23 protein-coding genes and 2 tRNA genes are annotated in these 19,920 nt (G+C 64.0%); 17 read left to right on the top strand and 8 right to left on the bottom strand.

What is annotated here, in order from left to right; genetic code table 11:
- Positions 1-7: 7 nt before the first annotated feature.
- The 3 genes from lolA (at position 8) to J2X54_RS17030 (ending at position 3,061) form a co-directional block, all read left to right on the top strand.
- On the top strand, positions 8-667 hold the full coding sequence (lolA, locus tag J2X54_RS17020) for an outer membrane lipoprotein chaperone LolA (protein WP_404990932.1): 660 nt from the start codon (positions 8-10) through the stop codon (positions 665-667).
- A gap of 181 nt (positions 668-848) precedes the next feature.
- A complete protein-coding gene (locus J2X54_RS17025; RefSeq protein WP_310182212.1) occupies positions 849-2,153 on the top strand; it encodes a replication-associated recombination protein A in 1,305 nt (434 codons plus the stop codon).
- Between the two features lie 20 nt (positions 2,154-2,173).
- Positions 2,174-3,061, top strand: a complete 888-nt coding sequence (locus tag J2X54_RS17030) for an alpha/beta fold hydrolase (RefSeq protein WP_310182214.1) — start codon at positions 2,174-2,176, stop codon at positions 3,059-3,061.
- Positions 3,062-3,086: 25 nt separating this feature from the next.
- Here the strand turns inward: J2X54_RS17030 and J2X54_RS17035 are convergent, their stop codons facing one another.
- A complete protein-coding gene (locus J2X54_RS17035) occupies positions 3,087-3,500 on the bottom strand; it encodes a hypothetical protein (protein WP_310182216.1) in 414 nt (137 codons plus the stop codon).
- Between the two features lie 323 nt (positions 3,501-3,823).
- Here J2X54_RS17035 and J2X54_RS17040 point away from each other — a divergent pair, with 323 nt between their 5' ends.
- The 4 genes from J2X54_RS17040 to J2X54_RS17055 all read left to right on the top strand — a co-directional run bounded on the left by J2X54_RS17040 (position 3,824) and on the right by J2X54_RS17055 (position 5,841).
- Positions 3,824-4,030: a hypothetical protein gene (locus tag J2X54_RS17040; RefSeq protein ID WP_310182217.1), complete on the top strand. Its 207-nt coding sequence runs from the start codon at positions 3,824-3,826 to the stop codon at positions 4,028-4,030.
- A gap of 103 nt (positions 4,031-4,133) precedes the next feature.
- Positions 4,134-5,426, top strand: a complete 1,293-nt coding sequence (gene serS, locus J2X54_RS17045) for a serine--tRNA ligase (RefSeq protein ID WP_070251697.1) — start codon at positions 4,134-4,136, stop codon at positions 5,424-5,426.
- Positions 5,427-5,505: 79 nt separating this feature from the next.
- Positions 5,506-5,595, top strand: a tRNA-Ser gene (locus J2X54_RS17050).
- Between the two features lie 156 nt (positions 5,596-5,751).
- Positions 5,752-5,841 (top strand) — tRNA-Ser (locus tag J2X54_RS17055).
- A gap of 43 nt (positions 5,842-5,884) precedes the next feature.
- Here J2X54_RS17055 and J2X54_RS17060 read toward each other — a convergent pair.
- Complete coding sequence (locus J2X54_RS17060) at positions 5,885-6,241, bottom strand: DUF1801 domain-containing protein (protein ID WP_310182219.1); 357 nt, start codon at positions 6,239-6,241, stop codon at positions 5,885-5,887.
- A gap of 90 nt (positions 6,242-6,331) precedes the next feature.
- Positions 6,332-6,973: a hypothetical protein gene (locus tag J2X54_RS17065; protein ID WP_310182221.1), complete on the bottom strand. Its 642-nt coding sequence runs from the start codon at positions 6,971-6,973 to the stop codon at positions 6,332-6,334.
- A 159-nt stretch (positions 6,974-7,132) separates the two neighbouring features.
- On the opposite strand from J2X54_RS17065, the gene J2X54_RS17070 reads away from it, so the two are divergent.
- Positions 7,133-7,897 carry an AraC family transcriptional regulator gene (locus tag J2X54_RS17070; protein WP_310182222.1) on the top strand — a complete coding sequence of 255 codons (765 nt, stop codon included), beginning with the start codon at positions 7,133-7,135 and terminating at the stop codon, positions 7,895-7,897.
- Between the two features lie 59 nt (positions 7,898-7,956).
- Positions 7,957-8,910, top strand: coding sequence for a DMT family transporter (locus tag J2X54_RS17075; protein ID WP_310182224.1), 954 nt, complete (start codon positions 7,957-7,959; stop codon positions 8,908-8,910).
- Positions 8,911-8,916: 6 nt separating this feature from the next.
- Here the strand turns inward: J2X54_RS17075 and J2X54_RS17080 are convergent, their stop codons facing one another.
- Complete coding sequence (locus tag J2X54_RS17080; RefSeq protein ID WP_070251702.1) at positions 8,917-9,429, bottom strand: hemerythrin domain-containing protein; 513 nt, start codon at positions 9,427-9,429, stop codon at positions 8,917-8,919.
- A 214-nt stretch (positions 9,430-9,643) separates the two neighbouring features.
- Between J2X54_RS17080 and J2X54_RS17085 the strand changes: the two genes are divergently transcribed.
- Both J2X54_RS17085 and J2X54_RS17090 read left to right on the top strand, forming a co-directional pair.
- Positions 9,644-11,473: a glycoside hydrolase family 2 TIM barrel-domain containing protein gene (locus J2X54_RS17085; RefSeq protein WP_310182225.1), complete on the top strand. Its 1,830-nt coding sequence runs from the start codon at positions 9,644-9,646 to the stop codon at positions 11,471-11,473.
- Positions 11,474-11,491: 18 nt separating this feature from the next.
- The gene (locus J2X54_RS17090; protein WP_310182226.1) at positions 11,492-12,694 is read left to right on the top strand and encodes a glycosyltransferase; all 1,203 of its coding nucleotides are present in this window, start codon (positions 11,492-11,494) and stop codon (positions 12,692-12,694) included.
- 7 nt (positions 12,695-12,701) lie between these two features.
- Here the strand turns inward: J2X54_RS17090 and J2X54_RS17095 are convergent, their stop codons facing one another.
- The gene (locus J2X54_RS17095; protein WP_310182228.1) at positions 12,702-13,892 is read right to left on the bottom strand and encodes an MFS transporter; all 1,191 of its coding nucleotides are present in this window, start codon (positions 13,890-13,892) and stop codon (positions 12,702-12,704) included.
- A gap of 55 nt (positions 13,893-13,947) precedes the next feature.
- On the opposite strand from J2X54_RS17095, the gene J2X54_RS17100 reads away from it, so the two are divergent.
- The 3 genes from J2X54_RS17100 to J2X54_RS17110 all read left to right on the top strand — a co-directional run bounded on the left by J2X54_RS17100 (position 13,948) and on the right by J2X54_RS17110 (position 17,771).
- Positions 13,948-14,904, top strand: a complete 957-nt coding sequence (locus J2X54_RS17100) for a LysR family transcriptional regulator (RefSeq protein ID WP_404990929.1) — start codon at positions 13,948-13,950, stop codon at positions 14,902-14,904.
- 173 nt (positions 14,905-15,077) lie between these two features.
- Positions 15,078-16,679: a methyl-accepting chemotaxis protein gene (locus J2X54_RS17105; RefSeq protein ID WP_310182229.1), complete on the top strand. Its 1,602-nt coding sequence runs from the start codon at positions 15,078-15,080 to the stop codon at positions 16,677-16,679.
- A gap of 96 nt (positions 16,680-16,775) precedes the next feature.
- Positions 16,776-17,771 (top strand): 2-hydroxyacid dehydrogenase, encoded by a 996-nt coding sequence (locus J2X54_RS17110; RefSeq protein ID WP_310182230.1) that lies wholly within the window; start codon positions 16,776-16,778, stop codon positions 17,769-17,771.
- Between the two features lie 6 nt (positions 17,772-17,777).
- On the opposite strand, the gene J2X54_RS17115 is transcribed toward J2X54_RS17110, so the two are convergent.
- Both J2X54_RS17115 and J2X54_RS17120 read right to left on the bottom strand, forming a co-directional pair.
- Positions 17,778-18,350, bottom strand: coding sequence for a UPF0149 family protein (locus J2X54_RS17115; RefSeq protein WP_310182232.1), 573 nt, complete (start codon positions 18,348-18,350; stop codon positions 17,778-17,780).
- 59 nt (positions 18,351-18,409) lie between these two features.
- Positions 18,410-18,571 carry a hypothetical protein gene (locus J2X54_RS17120; protein WP_310182234.1) on the bottom strand — a complete coding sequence of 54 codons (162 nt, stop codon included), beginning with the start codon at positions 18,569-18,571 and terminating at the stop codon, positions 18,410-18,412.
- Between the two features lie 163 nt (positions 18,572-18,734).
- Here J2X54_RS17120 and J2X54_RS17125 point away from each other — a divergent pair, with 163 nt between their 5' ends.
- Positions 18,735-18,893 (top strand): hypothetical protein, encoded by a 159-nt coding sequence (locus J2X54_RS17125; RefSeq protein WP_167359109.1) that lies wholly within the window; start codon positions 18,735-18,737, stop codon positions 18,891-18,893.
- On the opposite strand, the gene J2X54_RS17130 is transcribed toward J2X54_RS17125, so the two are convergent.
- Positions 18,890-19,072, bottom strand: coding sequence for a hypothetical protein (locus tag J2X54_RS17130; protein ID WP_310182236.1), 183 nt, complete (start codon positions 19,070-19,072; stop codon positions 18,890-18,892). The genes J2X54_RS17125 and J2X54_RS17130 overlap by 4 nt on opposite strands.
- 216 nt (positions 19,073-19,288) lie before the next feature.
- Between J2X54_RS17130 and J2X54_RS17135 the strand changes: the two genes are divergently transcribed.
- Complete coding sequence (locus J2X54_RS17135; RefSeq protein WP_167359110.1) at positions 19,289-19,426, top strand: hypothetical protein; 138 nt, start codon at positions 19,289-19,291, stop codon at positions 19,424-19,426.
- A 99-nt stretch (positions 19,427-19,525) separates the two neighbouring features.
- Positions 19,526-19,891 carry a hypothetical protein gene (locus J2X54_RS17140; RefSeq protein WP_070251711.1) on the top strand — a complete coding sequence of 122 codons (366 nt, stop codon included), beginning with the start codon at positions 19,526-19,528 and terminating at the stop codon, positions 19,889-19,891.
- Positions 19,892-19,920: the final 29 nt, after the last annotated feature.

The raw sequence follows: 19,920 nt of genomic DNA on the forward strand, positions 1-19,920 counted from the left end.
CAATATGATGCAGTTCAAGATGCAGTTCAAGATGCCGTTGAGCAAACCCGCAGCCCTGCTGGCGATGGCCGGCGTACTGTTGGCCGGCTCGGTCCACGCCAGCGCGCTGGAGCAGTTCAAGTCCTTCGTGGCCACCACCAAGGCTGCCAAGGGCGAGTTCACCCAGCGCCAGGTGAAAAGCGAGGGCAGCGCCAAGTCCAAGCCCACGCCACCGTCGAGCGGCACCTTTTTGTTCGCCCGCCCGGGCAAGTTCATCTGGACCTACACCAAGCCGTACGAACAGGTATTGCAGGCCGACGGCGAGCAGCTGTTCATCTTCGACAAGGACCTGAACCAGGTCACGACCAAGAAACTCGGCGACGCGCTCGGCTCGTCGCCAGCGGCCATCCTGTTCGGCAGCAACGACCTGGAAAAGAGTTTTACCCTGTCGGAAGCGGGTACGCGTGACGGCCTCGAATGGCTCAAAGCTGTACCGAAAGCCAAGGATTCGAGCTTCGAGCAAATCACCATCGGCCTGCGCAACGGCTTGCCGGAGGCGATGGAGCTGAAAGATTCGTTCGGGCAGACGTCGGTATTGGCGCTGTCGAAAATCGAGAAGAACCCGGCGCTGACCGCCACCAGCTTCAAGTTCGTGATGCCCAAGGGCGCGGACGTTTTCAAAAACTAAGTAGTTCGCTTGCTAAAAACGGGACCGCTTGATTTACCTCCGCGCTTCAATCCGTCATTCCCGCGCAGGCGGGAATCCATAGACCGCGTGGTCGTCCGCTCAGCATCGATTCCCGCTTTCGCGGCGGTCCGCCGATGCGGAATGACGGACCAAAGTTTTGCAGCAATCTCCAATCCACACCATGGCAGACCTCTTCACCAACGAACCGCGCCAACCCCTGGCCGAAGCCCTGCGCCCCAAGACGCTCGATGAAGTCATCGGCCAGCGCCACCTGCTGGGCCCCGGCAAGCCGCTGCGCCTCGCCTTCGAATCGGGCCAACCCCATTCGATGATCCTGTGGGGCCCGCCCGGCGTGGGCAAGACCACGCTGGCGCGCCTGACCGCCAACGCCTTCGACTGCGAATTCATCGCCTTGTCGGCCGTGTTTTCGGGCGTCAAGGATATCCGCGCCGCCATGGAACAGGCCCAGCAGAACCTGGTGCTGGGCAAGCACACGATCCTGTTCGTGGACGAGATCCACCGCTTCAACAAGTCGCAACAGGACGCGCTGCTGCCGTACGCCGAATCGGGCCTGGTCACGCTGATCGGCGCCACCACCGAGAACCCGTCGTTCGAAGTGAACTCGGCGCTGCTGTCGCGCGCGCAAGTCTACGTGCTCAAGTCGTTCGACGAGACCGAACTGCGCGAGATGGGGGACAAGGCGCGGGCGAAGGTGCTGTCGCACCTGGAGTTCGATGAGGCCGCGCTTGACACCCTGATCGGCTATGCCGACGGCGACGGCCGCCGCCTGCTCAACCTGCTGGAACAAACCAGCACCGCCGCCAACGCCGCCAAGACCAACAAGATTACGCCTGCCTTTATCGAAAACGCGCTGACGCTCAACGCGCGCCGGTTCGACAAGGGCGGCGACAATTTCTACGACCAGATCTCGGCGCTGCACAAGTCGGTGCGCGGCTCGAACCCGGACGCGGCACTGTACTGGCTCACCCGCATGCTCGATGGCGGCGCCGATGCGCGCTACCTGTCGCGCCGTATCGTGCGCATGGCGTGGGAAGACATCGGCCTGGCCGACCCGCGCGCCATGCAGATCGCCAACGACGCTGCCACCACGTTCGAGCGCCTGGGCTCGCCGGAAGGCGAACTGGCGCTGGGCCAGGCCGTGATCTACCTGGCCATCGCCGCCAAGAGCAACGCCGGCTACAATGCCTACAACCAGGCCAGGGCGTTCGTCAAAACCGACAAGAGCCGCGAAGTACCGGTGCACCTGCGCAACGCCCCGACCAAGCTGATGAAAGAACTCGGCTACGGCCACGAGTACCGCTACGCCCACGACGAACCGAACGCCTACGCCGCCGGCGAAACTTACTTTCCGGACGATATGCGCGAGCCGGGCTGGTACCAGCCGGTGCCGCGTGGGTTGGAGAGCAAGATTGCCGAGAAGTTGGCATTCCTGCGCCAGCTCGATGCCGACGCCGGAAAAACCTGACACCTAGCTAGAGGAATCCCATGCAACAGCTGGTAGTCGATGGCATCGACATCTACATCGATGGGCCCGAGGAAGACGAGCACGCCGAGACCATCGTGATGATCCACGGCTGGCCCGATACGTATCGGCTGTGGGAATCCCAGGTGGCTGCGCTCAGGCATCGCTACCGCTGCGTGCGCTTTACCTTGCCCGGCTTCGACAATACCAGGCAGCGCCGCTCGTACACGCTGGACGCCACCATGCGCATCCTGCTGCACATCGTCAACAGCGTCAGCCGCAAGCAGCCGGTGATCCTGATGGCGCACGACTGGGGCTGCGTGTTCGGCTACGAGTTTTACATGCGTAACCGAGTCCTGGTGTCGCGCATCGTCGGCGTCGATATCGGCGACGCCAATTCCGAAACCACGCTGCGTTCGCGCTCGATGGGGCAGCGCATGATGCTCAACGGCTACCAGAATGTGCTGGCGCTGGGCTGGGCGATTGGCGGCGTGATCGGCAATGTCGTCACGCGTGCCATGGCCAGCATCATGAAAGTGCCGTCGCCGCGCGCACACATTTACTCTGGCATGAACTATCCGTATTACATCCTCACGGCCGGCAATATCGGTTCGTACCGGGCGCTGGTGCCGTTCAAGCCGCGCGTGCCGATGTTGTTCATCTACGGCATCCGCAAGCCGTTCATGTTCCATTCCGGGCCGTGGACCGAGATGCTGGCGGCGAGAAAAGGGTGCAAGGTGGTGGCGTTCGATACCGGGCACTGGCCGATGGTGAGTCAACCGGAGCGGTTCAACCAGGTGGTGCTGGACTGGCTCGATGGCGTGGCCGAGGCGGCGCCGAAAGAAGAAGGGGAAGGGGAGGTCGTGGTTACTGAAGATCAGGCCGCCCCGGATGACAATGGGGCGGCTTGAAAATTAAAGCATTAAATATAGACGATCAGCGCAGGCGGATCGGCTTGGTGTAAGGAGCGAACGGTGGCGCCGGCAGTTGCACGTCGGCATAGGCCTTGCGGAAGCATTCGGCCTTCTTGTTGTCGACGTCGGTGGTGCTCTTGACGACTTTACCAGCGCTGTCCAGGGTCAGGATGATGGTGACCGGGTACTTGGACATGTCGTGGCAATTGCCGCGATCGTCGAGCTTGTGGGTGTTGTTATAGTTCAGCGACACTTCTTCGTACTTGGTCGCCTTGTCGCTAGGGAACTGGGCGTTGAACTTGGCCATCTCGCCAGCGAACGACGGATTGACCGGTGGCGGCGCTTCGTTTTCCGGTGGACCGCTCATGGTCGAGCAACCGGCAGCGAGTGCCATCAATGCGCCCATGGCGCCCATTTTCAGGAATTGTGTTTTCAAGTTATTCTCCGATAGGCTTGTTGTTGATTCATCGTACACATTTCATTCACGATATGGCGCACGATTAGTTGCGTAGTTGAAATCCTGCAAGCTCGCCAGCGGCTTGCCAGCGGCTCACCAGCGGCTTGCCAGCGGCCCGCCAGCGGCCCTCCTCCGGCAAGTCCCCTCCAAAGCGCCGCGTCCGGCTATATCGGCACCGGTTTTTTGCATTCCAGCCGCCGTTTACCGCGCTTCATCGCATCTGCCGCGCAAGCCATACGCCCTTTAGCTACAGTACATCCATCGCAGGACAACTTGTAGCCACCCACCCCAAGGAGCGCATCATGAACATCGCCAAACACATGGAAAGCATCTTCCTCGCCGCCGCCGTCATCGCCGGCGCCACCAGCCTGGCCAGCGCCGCCGACGCCGACGCCACCCGCCTGGCGATGAGCGCCCCGGTCACCCAGATGGTGGTCCATCACGCCAAGATGCCAGTGGTGGTCGTGGCCGCCAAACGCTTGAGCGCCGCCGAAAAAGCCGCGCTGTAACGAAGGCCCGGCCAGGCGCTGCCGGCGGGCTGCGTAAAACTCGCTGGGAACGGACTTCCTCTTGGTACAATTGACGTTTTCGATACAACGGCAATGCGCTCCCATGATTGATATCCAACTCCTCCGTAAAGACATCGCCAACGTCGCCGCGCGACTGGCCACCCGCAAGTACCTGCTCGATGTGGACGCGTTCAACGCGCTCGAGTCGGAACGCAAGGCGATCCAGACGCGCACCGAGGAACTGCAGGGCAAGCGCAATTCGCAGTCCAAGCTGATCGGCATGATGAAGGGCAAGGGCGAGGACACCACCGCGCTGATGGCCGAAGTCTCGGGCCTCGGCGATGAACTCAAGGCCAACGAAATCGCGCTGTCTTCGGTGCAGGCCAGGATCAGCGACTTCATGCAGGCGATCCCGAATCTGCCGCACGAGTCCGTACCACAAGGCACCGACGAGTCGGGCAACGTGGAAGTACGCAAGGTCGGCACGCCACGCACCTTCGAGTTCGCCGTGAAAGACCATGTCGATGTCGGCGCGCCGCTGGGCCTCGACTTCGACGTCGCCACCAAGCTGACCGGTTCGCGCTTCTCGGTGATGAAGGGCGGCATTGCGCGCCTGCACCGCGCGCTGGCGCAGTTCATGCTCAACACCCACACCGACGAGCACGGCTACACCGAGTGCTACACGCCGTACATGGTCAACGCTGATTCGCTGCGCGGCACCGGCCAGCTGCCCAAGTTCGAGGCCGACCTGTTCTCGGTGAAAAAAGGCGGCGCCGAAGGCGAGGGCGAGAATTTCTACCTGATCCCGACCTCGGAAGTCACGCTGACCAACCTGGCCCGCGACGAAATCCTCGCTGCCGACGCGCTGCCGATGAAGATGACCGCCCACACGCCATGCTTCCGCTCGGAAGCGGGCAGCTACGGCCGCGACACGCGCGGCATGATCCGCCAGCACCAGTTCGACAAGGTGGAAATGGTGCAGGTGGTCCATCCCGACACGTCGTACGCGGTGCTCGACGAAATGGTCGGCCACGCCGAAACCATCTTGCAACGCCTGGGCCTGCCATACCGCGTAATGTCGCTGTGCACCGGCGACATGGGCTTTGGCGCCACCAAGACCTTCGACCTGGAAGTGTGGCTGCCGGCGCAGAACACCTACCGCGAAATTTCGTCGCTGTCGAACTGCGAAGCGTTCCAGGCACGCCGCATGCAGGCCCGTTTCCGCAATGCCCAGGGCAAGCCGGAAATGGTACACACCCTCAACGGCTCCGGCCTGGCCGTGGGCCGCACCTTGGTGGCGGTGCTGGAAAACTACCAGCAAGCCGATGGCAGCGTCGAGATTCCGGCCGTGCTGCGTCCGTACATGGGCGGCCTGACCCACCTGAAGGCTGCTTAAAAAAGGCCTTCCATTTTCCGCAAGGCCTGCTATAATCTTGCCTTCTCGCAGCAACACGTCAGTGTCAGCGGCAAGAAAAGGAGAGGTGGCAGAGTGGTCGAATGTACTTGACTCGAAATCAAGCGATGGGGCAACCCATCCGTGGGTTCGAATCCCACCCTCTCCGCCAAAGATGTGAGAGAACCCGCTTCGGCGGGTTTTTTCTTTTCTGCGGCCAAAATCAGGATAAACAGTTTGCAAAAAGTTTGCACCGGCAGGTGTGGTTGGCTCTTCCGTTTTCGACGGCGGCCTGCTATGATCCTGCCTCCGCTGGGAACAGCGGAAAGGAGAGGTGGCAGAGTGGTCGAATGTACTTGACTCGAAATCAAGCGATGGGGCAACCTATCCGTGGGTTCGAATCCCACCCTCTCCGCCAAGGATGTGAAAAAACCCGCTTCGGCGGGTTTTTTTTCGCCGGCTTATTTCTGAGCATTGAGCGCCATCGCCTGCCAGATATAACTTTCCAGCACGTCCACCGCTGGCAAGTCGGCCACGGCGGTCAGGCGCCCGAAATGACCCATCGCCTCGCCAGCCTTGTTATCGGCAGGCGCCAGCAACTCTTCGCCCTGCCAGAAGCCGAATATGCAGTGCGCCTTGAACGCCGCCATGTGGCACAACATGCCCCGGTACAGGAAGAACGGCTTGCTCCACTTGATGGTTTCCGCCACGTCCGGACAAGCCTGGTGCACCACCGCGCGCAGATGGAGCAGGATGGGCTGGGCAAACGCGGCCGAGTTGGCGATGTAGGTATCGATTCGAGGGTCGAGGGCAGGCATGGGAAGCTCCGCGATGAGGGTAACTCATCAAGATACCATGGCCAGCTAACGTGGCAGTGCTGCCTGCAGTCCGCAAACATCAGTGTGTGCTCACGGCGAAATCACCGCCCCCACCCTGTCTAGCGTACCGCTCACCAGTTGGGTGGTTACCCGGGCGCGGTTCAGCAGGATATCTGCCATCCACAGCGCCGTTGCCAGCAGATAGCCGCCATACGCCCAGCTCGTGTACTGGTTGAATACGACTGTGTGCAGCCAGTTCTGGTTGAACAGGTACAGGCCAGCCGTGATGGCGACCGCCAGCGTCAGGGTCACGGCCGGCAGCAGCAATTGCAGGGCGTTGCGGCCACGCAGGGCGGCAGTCAACGCCAGCACAGCAAACGCCAGCGCATTGCAGGCGGTAAAGATGCGCCACTCGCGCAGCAGCTTGGCGGTGACTTTGGCGCGCACGGTATCCACTTTAGCGGCCAGCTTGTCCTGCACCGCAGGCGGCGCCATCCGGCGCCACGCATCGTAGGCGCCGCGCGCCGCCGCTTTAGTTGCGCTCTCCGCTCTTTGCGCCTGTTCAGGATGGGGCAGGGCGGCTGCGTGTTGGCCGATCTGGCGCTCAACCTGCAGCGCGATCGCCTGGTTCAGTCCCGCCGCCACCAACTGCGGCTGGGCAAACGAAAGCAACCAGGCCAGTGCGAACAGCAACATGCCAGCCAGGCCAAATCCGATCAGTGTGCGTTTCATGTTGCGTCCAGGAGTGGAAGTCGGGCCATTGTAGGGCCGTCCCTACCGCAACCACCGACGTATGCGACGTGCTGCAAGATAGCGCACCCGGGCCGTCACCGGCTGCGACGAACGCAGCGTCGTGCTAGACTCGGCCGTTACACATCCTGTCCGTTTGCCATGTCCGCGCTCGTCCCTTCCTTTGTCGATATCGATCTGCGCAGCTACGGCCAGCGCTGGGGCGCCGATCGCCACGCGTTTGCGCAACTGGTGTTGCCGGTCGCTGGCGTGGTGGAGGTCGAGGTGCTGGGTCGCCAGGCCAGGCTCGATCCGCTGCATGGCGCGGTGGTGGTAGCTGGCGCCTGGCATGCCCAGCGCAGCGATACCGACAACCGCTCGGTCATCCTCGATTTCGACCAGGCCGAACTGGAAGAGCCGGGCCGCCAGTTGCTGCTGGAGCGGCCGTTCGCGGCGATCGGCCCCGCCGCGCGCAAGCTGATCGAATTCATGTACCTGATGGCCGAGCAGCAGGCCGTGCAGCCGGCCATGTTGCGCGGCTGGACGCCGCTATTGCTCGACACCCTGGCGCTCGGTGTGCCGCGCGCGCGCTCACGCCTGTCGGCCTTGCTGGCGCAGGTGGCGGCCAATCCCGGCGCGGCGTGGACCACGGAGTCGATGGCGGCCACGGCGCGCCTGAGCACCAGCCGCCTGCACGCGCTGTTCCGCGAAGAGCTCGAGTCCAGCCCGCACCTGTGGCTGCTGCGCCAGCGCCTGGACCTGGCGTGCACGCTGCTGGCCGAAGGCAGCCGGCCGATTGCCGAGGTGGCGCTGGCATGCGGCTTTTCCGAGCAGAGCGCGCTCACCCGCGCCATGCGCACGCATCTCGATACCACGCCCGCCGCCTATCGTCGCAGTCGCCAGGAGCTGGCGTCAACAAAGCAGTAGCCAGCGCCAAGCTTTTCATCACGCCAGCACGGAGAATCAACTCTTTCGGGAGGATCTCCATGCTACTCAACAATCATCGACTCGGTATAGCCGCCGGCGTGCTCGCTTGTGCCCTGTGGGGACTGGTGTTCCTGGCGCCCGAGCTCACACCTGGCTTCACGCCGATGCAATTGTCGGCCGGCCGCTACCTGGCCTACGGGCTGGTGGCGGCGCTGCTGATCGGACCAGGCTGGCGCCGCCTGCTTGGCCGCCTGGCGTGGCGCGAATGGCGCGGCCTGGTATGGCTGGCGCTCACCGGCAACCTGGTCTATTACGTGCTGCTGGCCAAGGCGGTGCAGGCCGGCGGCGTGGCCATGACGTCGCTGGTGATCGGGCTGCTGCCGGTGATCGTGACGGTGGTGGGCGCGCGCGACCGCCACGCGGTGCCGCTGCGGCGCCTGCTGCCTTCGCTGGCGCTGAGCATGGCGGGATTGCTGTGCATCAGCTGGGAAGCGCTGGCCGCACCGGGCAGCCAATCGACGCTGGGCCTGCTGTGCGCGCTGGGCGCGTTGCTGTCGTGGACCACTTACGTGGTGGCCAACAGTCGCTGGCTGGGACGTTTGCAGCATGTGTCCGCGCACGAATGGAGCTTGCTGACCGGTCTGGTCACCGGCGCGCTGGCGCTGCTGCTGGCAGTGCCGGCGTTCGTGCTGGCCGGGCCGGGCGTCGAACATGGCACGTCGGGCTGGCTGATGTTTGTCGGCATCGTCACTGGGGTGGCGGTGCTGTGCTCGGTGATCGGCAACGGCCTGTGGAACGTTGCCAGCCGCACGCTGCCGTTGACCATGACGGGACAGTTGATCGTGTTCGAGACCGTGTTTGCGGTGCTGTACGGTTTTATGTGGGAGCAGCGCTGGCCCACGATGGCCGAGGGCGCGGCGCTGCTGTTGCTGCTCGGCGGCGTCGCGCTGTGCGCGCAGGCGCACCGGCCGCAGCGCGCGGCCACCAAGGCCCCGCGCCAGCTGCCGGCCTGAAACAACTTACAGCGAAGGGCGGCTGCCTTCCATCGACAGCGGCGGGATCATGGCGGGCGGGATCTCGTCGATCTCGTCCTTGCGGGCCTGGATTTGTTCGCCCAGGGCCACCAGGTCGATGCCGGCCTTTTTCGCCATCGGGAACATTTCCTCTTCCTCTTCCTTGACGTGGTGGTCGATGTATTCGCCCAGCACTTTCACTTTGGCGTCGTACAGGTCGTCGTGCGGATCCATGGCGTGGATTTGCGCAATCAGGTCCTTGGCGGACGCGTGTTCCACCGTCGCTTCATCGACCAGGTCGTCGGCATCGTCGACGTCCTCGCGCACGGCCGGGTAAAAGATTTCCTCTTCGGCTATCGCGTGCTTGGTCAATTCCAGGCAGATCTTTTCTGCGAGCTTTTGCTTGCTGGCAAACGCGCGGTCACCCAGTTCCTCGTACTGCTTGAACATCGCTTTCACTTCGTCATGATCCTGCTTGAGCAAGGCGACGGCGTCGCGTGGTTTGGCTGTGCTACTCATGGCTAACTCCTTGTAGTGGTGGACCGGTAAGGGAAAGTACAGAACCTCCAGCATCGCAGATTGGGCGGAGCGGTTCCGTGCGCTGGCCCACGTCGCGCGGTAGGCACAGTCCTACTGAGCTCCGGGTCGCTGATGCCGCTGGAAACTGGCGTTCATTGCTACCATTTTTTTCATGGTTTCCTGTTTCCCGCCATCATTTCCCTCGAGAACCAAGATGAATCCGCCAACGAGTCCGCCAACGATTCCGCCAACGAGCCCGCCAACATCGGCCGCCAGCCTGTTTGCCTATCCACGTCCGCAACTGGTGCGTGACGACTGGACCTCGCTCAACGGCGCGTGGGAGTTCGCCTTCGACGACGAGCGCCGCCACCGCTGCGCCCGCGATGCCATTGCATGGACCCGCCACATCGTGGTCCCGTTCGCACCCGAAGCGCCGGCCAGCGGCATCGGCGACCCCGGCTTTCATCCGTGCGTGTGGTACCGCCGTACGCTCGACCATATCGTCCTGGGCCAACGGGTGCTGCTGCACTTCGGCGCGGTCGATTACGCCGCCCGGGTGTGGGTCAACGACCAGCTGGTGGCCGAGCACGAAGGCGGCCACACGCCATTTACGGCAGACATCACCGACGCCCTGGTGGCAGACGGCCCGCAAGTGCTGGTGGTGCGGGCCGAGGACGATCCGGCCGACCTGGCCAAGCCGCGCGGCAAGCAGGACTGGCAACTGGCGCCGCACTCGATCTGGTATCCGCGCACGACCGGCATCTGGCAAACCGTGTGGCTGGAAAACGTCGGCCACACCTATATCGACCGGCTGCGCTGGACGCCGATCTTCGACGGCTTCGAGATCGGTTGCGAGGTGGTTACGGCCGGCCTGCAACGCAGCGGCCTGTCGGTGGAGGTGCGGCTGTGGCACGGCGAAAAGCTGCTGGCCGATGACGTCTACCACCTGGTGGGGCAGGAGACCTCGCGCAAGATCGCGCTTGCCGATCCCGGCGTTGACGATTCGCGCAACGAGCTGCTGTGGAGTCCCGAGCATCCGACCCTGCTCGACGCCGAACTGGTGCTGCGCAGCGGCGACATCGTGCTCGACCACGTGCGCTCGTATACCGCGCTGCGTTCGGTCTCGATCACGCGCGACCGCCTGATGCTCAATGGCCGGCCATACCAGCTGCGCCTGGTGCTGGACCAGGGCTACTGGGCCGACACCCTGATGACCGCGCCCTCGGACCAGGCGCTGCGCCACGACGTGGAACTGGCCCGGGCGATGGGTTTCAACGGCGTGCGCAAGCACCAGAAAATCGAAGACCCGCGCTACCTGTACTGGGCCGACCGGCTGGGCTTGCTGGTGTGGGAGGAAATGCCGTCGGCCTACACCTTCAGCCCGGTGGCGATGTCGCGCCTGGTGCGCGAATGGACCGAAGCGATCGAGCGCGACTACAGCCATCCGTGCGTGATCGTCTGGGTGCCGTTCAACGAATCGTGGGGCGTGCCCAACCTCACTGCCATGCAGGCCCACCGCAATGCAGTGGAAGCCTTGTACCACCTCACGCGCATGCTCGACGCTACCCGGCCGGTAATCGGCAACGACGGCTGGGAGGCCTCGGCCACCGATATCCTCGGCATCCACGACTACGACGGCGACCCGCACAAGCTGCGCGACCGGTACGCGGCCGACCAGCAATCGAACACCCTGTTCGACCGCCGCCGGCCGGGTGGCCGTATTCTCACGCTCGACGGTTTTCCGCACCGCGGCCAGCCGATCGTGCTCACCGAGTTCGGCGGCATCGCCTACGACGCCAGCGCGCAGCGCCATCCCACCTGGGGCTATACCCGCAGCGACAGCGCCGAAGCATTTCATGCGCTGTACCGCAAGCTGCTGCAGGTGGTCAACGAGACCGCGATGTTCAGCGGCTTTTGCTATACCCAGTTCGCCGACACGTTCCAGGAAACCAACGGCCTGCTCGACGCCGATCGCATGCCGAAAATCCCGCTCGAACAGATCAGCGCCGCCACCCGCAACCTTGCCGAGACAGGCACACCATAACTACCAGGGGAGAGAACCATGCAAACCATCGTCGTCTTTTGTCACCTGCGCTGGGACTTCGTCTACCAGCGCCCGCAGCAACTGCTCAGCCGCCTTGCCCGGCACCATAACATCCTGTTCGTCGAGGAACCGGTGTTCGACGCCGGGCCGCCGCACTTGCGCACCAGCCAGCCGGCGCCCAATGTCACGGTGTGCCAGCCGCACACGCCGGTGCAGGCAACCGGGTTCCACGACGACCAGATCCCGGTACTGCAAACCCTGCTGCAACGGCTGGCGCCCGACGGCGGGGACCCGATCGTGTGGTTCTACACGCCGATGGCGCTGCCACTGCTGGCCACCATGCAGCCGTCGCTGGTGGTGTACGACTGCATGGACGAATTGTCGGCGTTCAAGAACCCGCCACGCCAGCTGCTGCAACGCGAGAGCGCCTTGCTGGCGCTGGCCGACCTGGTCTTTACCGGCGGCCCCAGCCTGTATGAAGCCAAGCGTCACCGTCACGCCAGCGTCCATTGCTTGCCAAGCAGCGTCGATACTGCGCACTTCGAGCAGGCCCTCGAGCGCGGCAACAGCCACCGGCTGCAAGCGGCAATTTCCGGGCCGCGCCTGGGCTTTTATGGTGTGATCGACGAGCGCTTCGACACCGCGCTGATTGCCGCCATGGCCGACGCCCACCCCGAATGGCACATCGTACTGGTGGGACCGGTGGTCAAGATCGACCCGGCCGCGCTGCCGCAGCGCCCCAATATCCACTACCTGGGCCAGCAGTCGTACCAGGCCTTGCCGCATTTCCTGGCCGGCTGGGACGTGTGCCTGCTGCCATTCGCACTCAACGAAGCTACACGCTTCATCAGCCCCACCAAGGTGCTCGAATACATGGCCGCCGAATTGCCGGTGGTAAGCACGGCGATCACCGACGTGGTGCAGCCCTACGGCGACGTCGTCGCCATCGGCCGCGACCACGGCGAGTTCATCGCCTGCTGCCGGGCGGCGCTGGCGCTCACGCCAGCCCAGCGGGCCGACATGGCGGCGCACATGCGCGCGGTGGCCTGCCGCAGCTCCTGGGACGATACGGCCGAGCGCATGGATGCATTGATGGCGGCCGTGCCGGCCAATCGCAGCCGCGTGCAGGAAAGCGACAACGGTGCAATGGTCCCATCACGCAAAACGCGCCCGGTCAACCCCTTGCGCGTGGTGCGCCGGCCAGCCAGATCGGCTGCCTGAACATCGATCAGGCGCCTTTGGCGGGCCGCAAGGCGGCCGAGGTGGTGCGGTCGAGGAGCGATGCCAGCAGCGGCGACACCAAGGCCGCAGCCAGCGCCAGGGCAGCGGCCACGTAGCCCACCGCGCCCACGCCCCAGTTGGCAATGCACAAGCCGCCGATGGCAGCACCTGCCGCAATGCCGCCATTGGCTGCCGACACATTGATGGTGCCGGCGAGCGCCTGCGCGCCTTCGGCCGCCTTCATCACGCGGATCTGGCAGATCGGGTACAGCGCCGTGTTGGCCACACCCCACACGCCGAGCGCGAGCGCAAACCACGGGCTCAGGCCGGCCAGCGCGGTGGTCGCCGCCATGCCCAGCGCCAACAGCGCGCAAAACAGGGCGGTGGTGGCCAGCGGCTTGCGGTCCACCCACAGGCCGCCGAGCCAGTTGCCGGCCAGCCCGACGGCGCCAAAGCCCATCAGCCACCAGCCCACCAGCGCCGGCGCAATGCCGGCCGATTTTTCCAGCATCTCGGCCAGGTAGGTGTAACCGGTAAACATGGCGGTAAACACCAGCACCGACAGCGCCACGTTGGCCAGGAAATACGGGCGCTTGAGCACGGCCGCCTGGGCGCGCAATGGCACGGCTTCGGCCGATTTGACGGCCGGCATACTGACCAACATCAGCACCGCAATGATGGCCGACAGCGCCGCCAGCAAGGCGAACGCGCCGCGCCAGCCGATGGCGTCCGCCGCCAGCGTGCCGAGTGGAATGCCGAACAACATCGCCGCTGAAATCCCGAGATACACGGTGGACACCGCGCGGCCGCTGTTGCCGGGACCGGCGATCTGCGCGGCCGTGTCGCTGGCCGTGCCCCAGAATACCGGCAGCGCCAGCGCCGGCAGCAGCCGCGCTACGCCCAGCACCCAGATATTCGGCGCTACGGCCGCCAGCGCATTGGCGCCGGCAAACAGCGCCAGGATGGCGATGAACAGGCGCTTGCGGTCGATGTGGGCGAGGGCGGCGGTCAGGAACGGTCCGGCCACCATCACCACCACGGCAAACAGCGTGACCAGCTGGCCGGCGCTGGCGACCGGAATCTTCAGGTCGCGCGCCAGCGCTGGCAGCAGGCCGACGATCAAAAATTCTGTCGTGACGATGATGAAGGCGGCAATCGCCAGGATGGCAATCGAGGCCTTGGAAGAAGAATTAGTCATGGCTTGTTCTTATGATAAACAGGGGGATATGATATAAGAGAAAAATATTCCACTGTTGGACAAGAATTCCACACTATTCAAGAAAGATATTCCCGTGCACCCCACCGAGCGCTTAAAAGGCATCGCCACCTTTGTTGCCGTTGCAGAGGCCGGCAGTTTTACCGCCGCCGCCCAGCGCCTCAGTCTGACCAACTCGGCAGTGGGCAAAGCCATCGCCCGGCTTGAAGAACGGCTGGGCAGCCGGCTGTTCGAGCGCAGCACGCGCCGCCTGCGCCTGACCGACGCCGGCCATGCCTACCACCAGGTGTGCGTGCGGGTGCTGGAAGACCTGGAAGCGGCCGAGCGCGTGCTGACCGCCGACGACGCCGTGCCGTCCGGGCGCTTGCGGGTGGACTTGCCGGCCACGTTCGGCCGGCTGCGCGCCTGGCCGGCACTGCTGCAGTTTGCAGGCATGCACCCGCAAGTGATGCCGCACGTCTCCTTCACAGACCGCTTCGTGGACCTGGAGGAAGAGGGCGTGGACGTGGCGGTACGTATTGGAGGGGCTGCCGGGGATGCTTGGGCGGCAGCACTCGACCACCGTGCGCTGGGCCACGAGGAACTGATCTTCTGCGCCGCGCCGTCTTACCTTGCCGCGCACGGCACGCCGACCACCAGCGCAGAATTGCTCGATCACGCGGCAGTGCTGTACGGCCGCGCCGACGGCAGCGCTTCGCCGTGGCTGCTGCGTCAGGGGCAGGGGCCGGTGATGCGCCAGCCGATGCACGGGCGCGCCGTGCTGGGCAATGCCGAGGCGCTGGTGGGAGCGGTCGAGGCCGGCCTGGGCGTGGCGCAGCTGGCGACCTGGCTGGTGGCACGCCAGATCGCCGAGGGGCGGCTGGTGGCGATATTGCCGCAGCTGACCACCCAAGGGTTGCCGCTGCACATAGTCTGGCAGCGCAGCCGCGCGCATGCGCCCAAGGTGCAGGCCCTGATCGCGCACCTGTCGACGACCCTGCATATAGGTGCCTGAGCAGGCTGTGCCCAACTTACTAGCATGAACTCAGTTTCATGTTTAGCATAAATCCGGCTTCCTGTGCGGTGCCGAACAAAAATAGGAATTACCCACAACACAATAGTATTTCTTTATGGAAAAATAATTTCATCAGGGATAGCATGGCGCCCATATCGTTATCGGGGAATACCGTGCAATTTTTTAAGAATCTCAATATCGGCAATCGGCTCAGCTTGTCGCTAGCGCTGCTTGGCGTGCTGCTGTTGCTCATTTCGGGCACCAGCGTTCACATGCTGGGCAAAATCAACCAGAACACGACCGACCTGGTCGAGGTCAATATCGCCGAACTGGAGATGGCGAACGACCTGATCGACAACGTCAACAATATCGCCATCGCCCTGCGCAACATGATGTTGACCGACAAGGACACCGACCGTGCCACCCAGCGCCAGGTCATCGAGACCAACATGGATGGCTCGCGCAAGGTGATCGCCAGGCTGACCGGCGTGTCGCTGCCGCAGGACCGCGCCGGTCTGGCGCGCATCGAGGTGGCGAATGGCCGCTACATCCAGGGCCAGATCGCGCTGATCAAGCTGATCGAGACCGGCACGCCCGAGCAAAGCCGCGCCTACCTGTCCGAGCAGCTGCGCCCGGTATTGAACGACCTCAAGGACCTGGTCAACGCCAAGCTCAAGGCGCAGAACAATGCCGCCAAACAGGCCGGACTGGACGCCCACCACACCTATCAAGCCACCCGCACCCTGATGATCGCCTTGTCGGCGGCAGCCGTGGCGCTCGGTGCGCTGCTGGCTTTTGTGCTGACGGTGTCGATTACCCGACCGGTCGCGCGCGCGCTGGTGGTGGCCAACACGGTGGCCGCCGGCGACCTAACCAGCGTGATCGTAATCGACAGCCGCGACGAAATGGGCCAGTTGCTCGAAGCGCTCAAGCGCATGAACGACGGCCTGGCCGAGACCGTGAGCACGGTGCGCAGCGGTACCGACAACATCGCCATGTCCGCCAGCGAAGTGGCGGCGGGCAGCATGGACCTGTCCGCCCGCACCGAACAGCAGGCCAGCTCGCTGGAAGAAACCGCCTCGTCGATGGAGGAACTCACGTCCACCGTCAAGCAGAACGCCGACAACGCGCGCCAGGCCCACAAGCTGGCTGAATCAGCCTCGCTCATCGCCCATCGCGGCGGCGACGTCATTACCCGGGTGGTGGCCACCATGGAGCAGATCAACCAGTCGTCGGACAAGATCGGCGACATCATCGGCGTGATCGACGGCATCGCCTTCCAGACCAACATCCTGGCGCTGAACGCGGCCGTCGAGGCGGCCCGTGCCGGTGAACAGGGCCGGGGCTTCGCGGTGGTGGCCACCGAAGTGCGCAACCTGGCGCAGCGCTCAGCTGCCGCCGCCAGGGAAATCAAGGGCCTGATCGACGTCTCGTCGAGCACCGTGGCCAGCGGCAGCGCGCTGGTGAACCAGGCCGGCGACACCATGACCGAGCTGGTCGATAGCGTGCGCCGCGTGACCGACATCGTCTCCGAGATCACCGCCGCCAGCGTCGAACAGCACGCCGGCCTCGAGCAGATCAACCAGGCCGTCACCGAGATGGACGACGTTACCCAGCAGAACGCCGCGCTGGTCGAGCAATCGGCTGCCGCTGCCGCAGCCATGCAAAGCCAGTCGCAGCAGCTGGCGCAGGTGGTCAGCGCGTTCAAGCTGCGCGCCGGTTCGTCTTCGGTAGCCGTGACGCCACGCGCCGCGCGCTGCGCCTTGCCGCGCTGAGCGGGCAGTGGTCAATATGCCCTAGCCACTGGCAATGACTTTATTGTCATCACCGGCTACCATGGTCCCGAGACAGCACAATTGACGGGAGAGACCATGAAAGTTGCGGTATATAGCGCGCGGCGCTACGACAAGTCACTGCTGGTGAAAGCCAACGAGCAAGCCGGCCACACGCTGCGCTTCCTGGAAGACCGCCTGACCGCCGCCACGGCTGCGCTGGCCGAAGGCTGCGGCGCCGTCTGCGTGTTCGTCAACGACACGGTGGACGCCGAAGTACTGGCGCTGCTGGCCGCGCAAGGCTCGCGGCTGGTGGCCACCCGTTCCACCGGCTACAACCAGATCGACACGCAAGCGGCCGCGCGACTCGGCATCGCGGTGGTGCGGGTGACCGATTATTCGCCGCATTCGGTGGCCGAGTTCGCGGTGGGCCTGCTGCTGGCGGTCAACCGCAAGATCGCCCGCGCCAGCGCGCGCACGCGCGACGGCAATTTCGACCTCGACGGCCTGATGGGTTTCGATTTGCACGGCAAGACCGTGGGTGTGATCGGCACCGGCAAGATCGGCACCATTTTCGCCCGCATCATGGCCGGCTTCGGCTGCACGGTGCTAGGTCACGACCGCTACCCGTCGGCGGCGTTCGAGGCACTGGGCGGGTGTTACGTGGAAGTGGATGAGCTGCTCGCTTGCAGCGACGTGGTGTCGCTGCATTGCCCGCTGACCGACGACACGCGCCACATCGTCAATGCGCAGTCACTGGCGCGTGCCAAGCGCGGTAGCGTGCTGGTCAACACCAGCCGTGGCGGCCTGATCGACACCGACGCCGCCATCGAGGCCCTCAAGACGGGCCAGCTGGGCGGCCTGGCGATCGACGTCTACGAACAGGAAGCGAACCTGTTCTTCCAGGATTTATCATCGACCATCATCTGCGACGACGTGATCCAGCGCCTGGTGTCGTTCCCCAACGTTATCGTCACCGGCCACCAGGCCTTTTTCACGGTGGAAGCGATCGGCCAGATCATGCGCACCACCATCGAGAGCATTACCGCTTTCGAGCGTGGGGAAGAGCTGGTCAACCGCGTGCCGGAACATTAACGTAGCTTACTTGCCTTCGCCGCAGCACTTCTTGTACTTCTTGCCGCTGCCGCAAGGGCAGGGATCGTTGCGTCCCACCTTGGGGGCCTTGGCTGGCGCGGGCGGATGGAAGTGGGAGTGGATGCGGATCACCGATGGCGTCACCGCCTCGTCCCAGTCGTCGCCCGCGCGCGCGAACGGCGCCAGCAAGGCCGGTTCGGCGGCGCGCAGGGCGTCCCAGCCGGCGGGGGCCAGTTGCATGCCCGCCTCGAAGCCAGCGGTCCACGCTTGCGCCGTCCAGGCGCCGCCGCATTCGTAGATCGGCTCGAAACTGGCCGGGTCTTTTTGCATCCAGGTACGCATGTATTGCTCGTGGCGCAGCACCAGCACGGTGGCGGCTTCGACTGCCTTGGCGTCGGCGGGCGCAGTGTCGCCCCACACCAGCGGCAGCCACGCTTCGCGGGCAATGTCGCCGGGGCCGATCACCAGCGCCGTCAGCAAGCCTTCGAGTCCGGCCACGTCCAGCGCCTGCGGCGAGATCACGGCCAGCAGGTCGTCGAGTTGGTCGTATTCGTCATCATTGAGCGGGGTGTTGAGCATGGCGGCAATCCAGGGTGGCGGCTAATCGAGCCGCCATTGTAACCGCTGCCCACGGGCGTCTAAGGGGTGATCTTGGGCTGGAACGCAGCAGGGAGCGCCGGCTGGTCCACCACCAGCACATGTCGGTCCACGGCGCCCGACTGGCCCTGTTCCTGCTGGATGATCTTGACCGCGACGGGCCGGTTGTCGCCCACGGGTTGGGGATGTCTTGGAAACAGCACGGTCAATCCTGAGTATGGTCAAAAGCGCAAATGGGCATACATTTCAAAATTGCAAGAACGTAACAAGCAATGATTTGGATGGCCGGGCGTGCGATGGCGCACCAAGAAATGGGGATGCATGGCCGAGAATGGCGGTATTCACGAGGAGAGCACCATGCCAGCCATGACCAATACCCCAGCCGAGTTGCGCGCCCACATCACCCCGGACCCGGACGTGCCGCCACCGCCGCCAGAAAAAGAGCCGCCGCCGGACAACACGCCGCTGCCCGAGGAGCCGCCGATCGAAGAGCCGACTCCCAAGCAGCCACCGATGAAGGTTTAAGGTTTGGCGGGCGCCGCCTTGCCGTCTTCCGGCAACGGCGGAATGCTCTTGATGGCTTCGTCGGCCTCCTGCTTGCCGGGCGAAGGTTCGCCGCTGCCGATGTCGGCTTCCTCGGTCAGGTGTTCGGCGTCCTGCGCCGGATCGCGCCCGGTAGTGCCTGGTTTGCCAGCTTGATTCATAGGGTCTCCCGTTGGTGTGCGTTGATTGGTCATGGCAGCGTAGCACTTCCATCCCAGGCCTGGCGCACGCGCCGGACGGGCGGGAAAACCACAGAAAGCATGACGGTTGTTGCTCTCCAGTTACAAAATTTTATATTTCTACAGTGCGTCACACTGCTGTCATCGAAGTGTTTCTATAATTTAGTCAGATCATCGTTTTTCATAACGGAGAGCATCATGGGCAATTCCCTGCACAACAAAATCTACCTCGGCCGCCGTAGCATTGCCCTGGGCACCAAGCGCGTACAGGCACTGCTGTGCATAGCGGCGTTTGCCAGCATCGGCGCGGTCTGGCTGCTGATCCGCGCACTGTAAGCGCCATGCCTGCGGACGCTGCAGGGCCATGCGCCTTGCGGTGGTGCCGTGGTGCGCGTACCATGGGGGCCGCAGCAGTCTCTCATGGAAAAAATGGCAATGAAGAACGACAAATTAACGCAAGACGAATACAACGCGCTCGATGAAATCAAGGCTGGCGTCAAGACCGAGCGCTACAGTGCTTGCGTGGGCCGCAATACCAAGCGCCTGGCAGGCCTGAAATTGTTCAGCGTTGCCCGCAACGGCCGTATCTCCCTCACCGACAAGGGTGAGCAGACCTTGTTCCTGCGCCGCTGCATCCTGGCACTGCGCGCGATTGCCGCCGACGGCGCCAGCCCGATCGGCGCTGACGTGGCCCTGTTCCTCGGTAAAAAATCCCACATCGTCCCGCGTGCCGAAGGCGGCTTCGAAATTTCCGACAAGGGCCGTGAATCGCTGGCCGATATCGAGCAGCAAGGCCTGTAACAAACAACGATCATCGAAAACGCTCCGCT

It is taken from the genome of Duganella sp. 3397, assembly GCF_031456625.1.
GTDB lineage: Bacteria > Pseudomonadota > Gammaproteobacteria > Burkholderiales > Burkholderiaceae_D > Rugamonas > Rugamonas phyllosphaerae.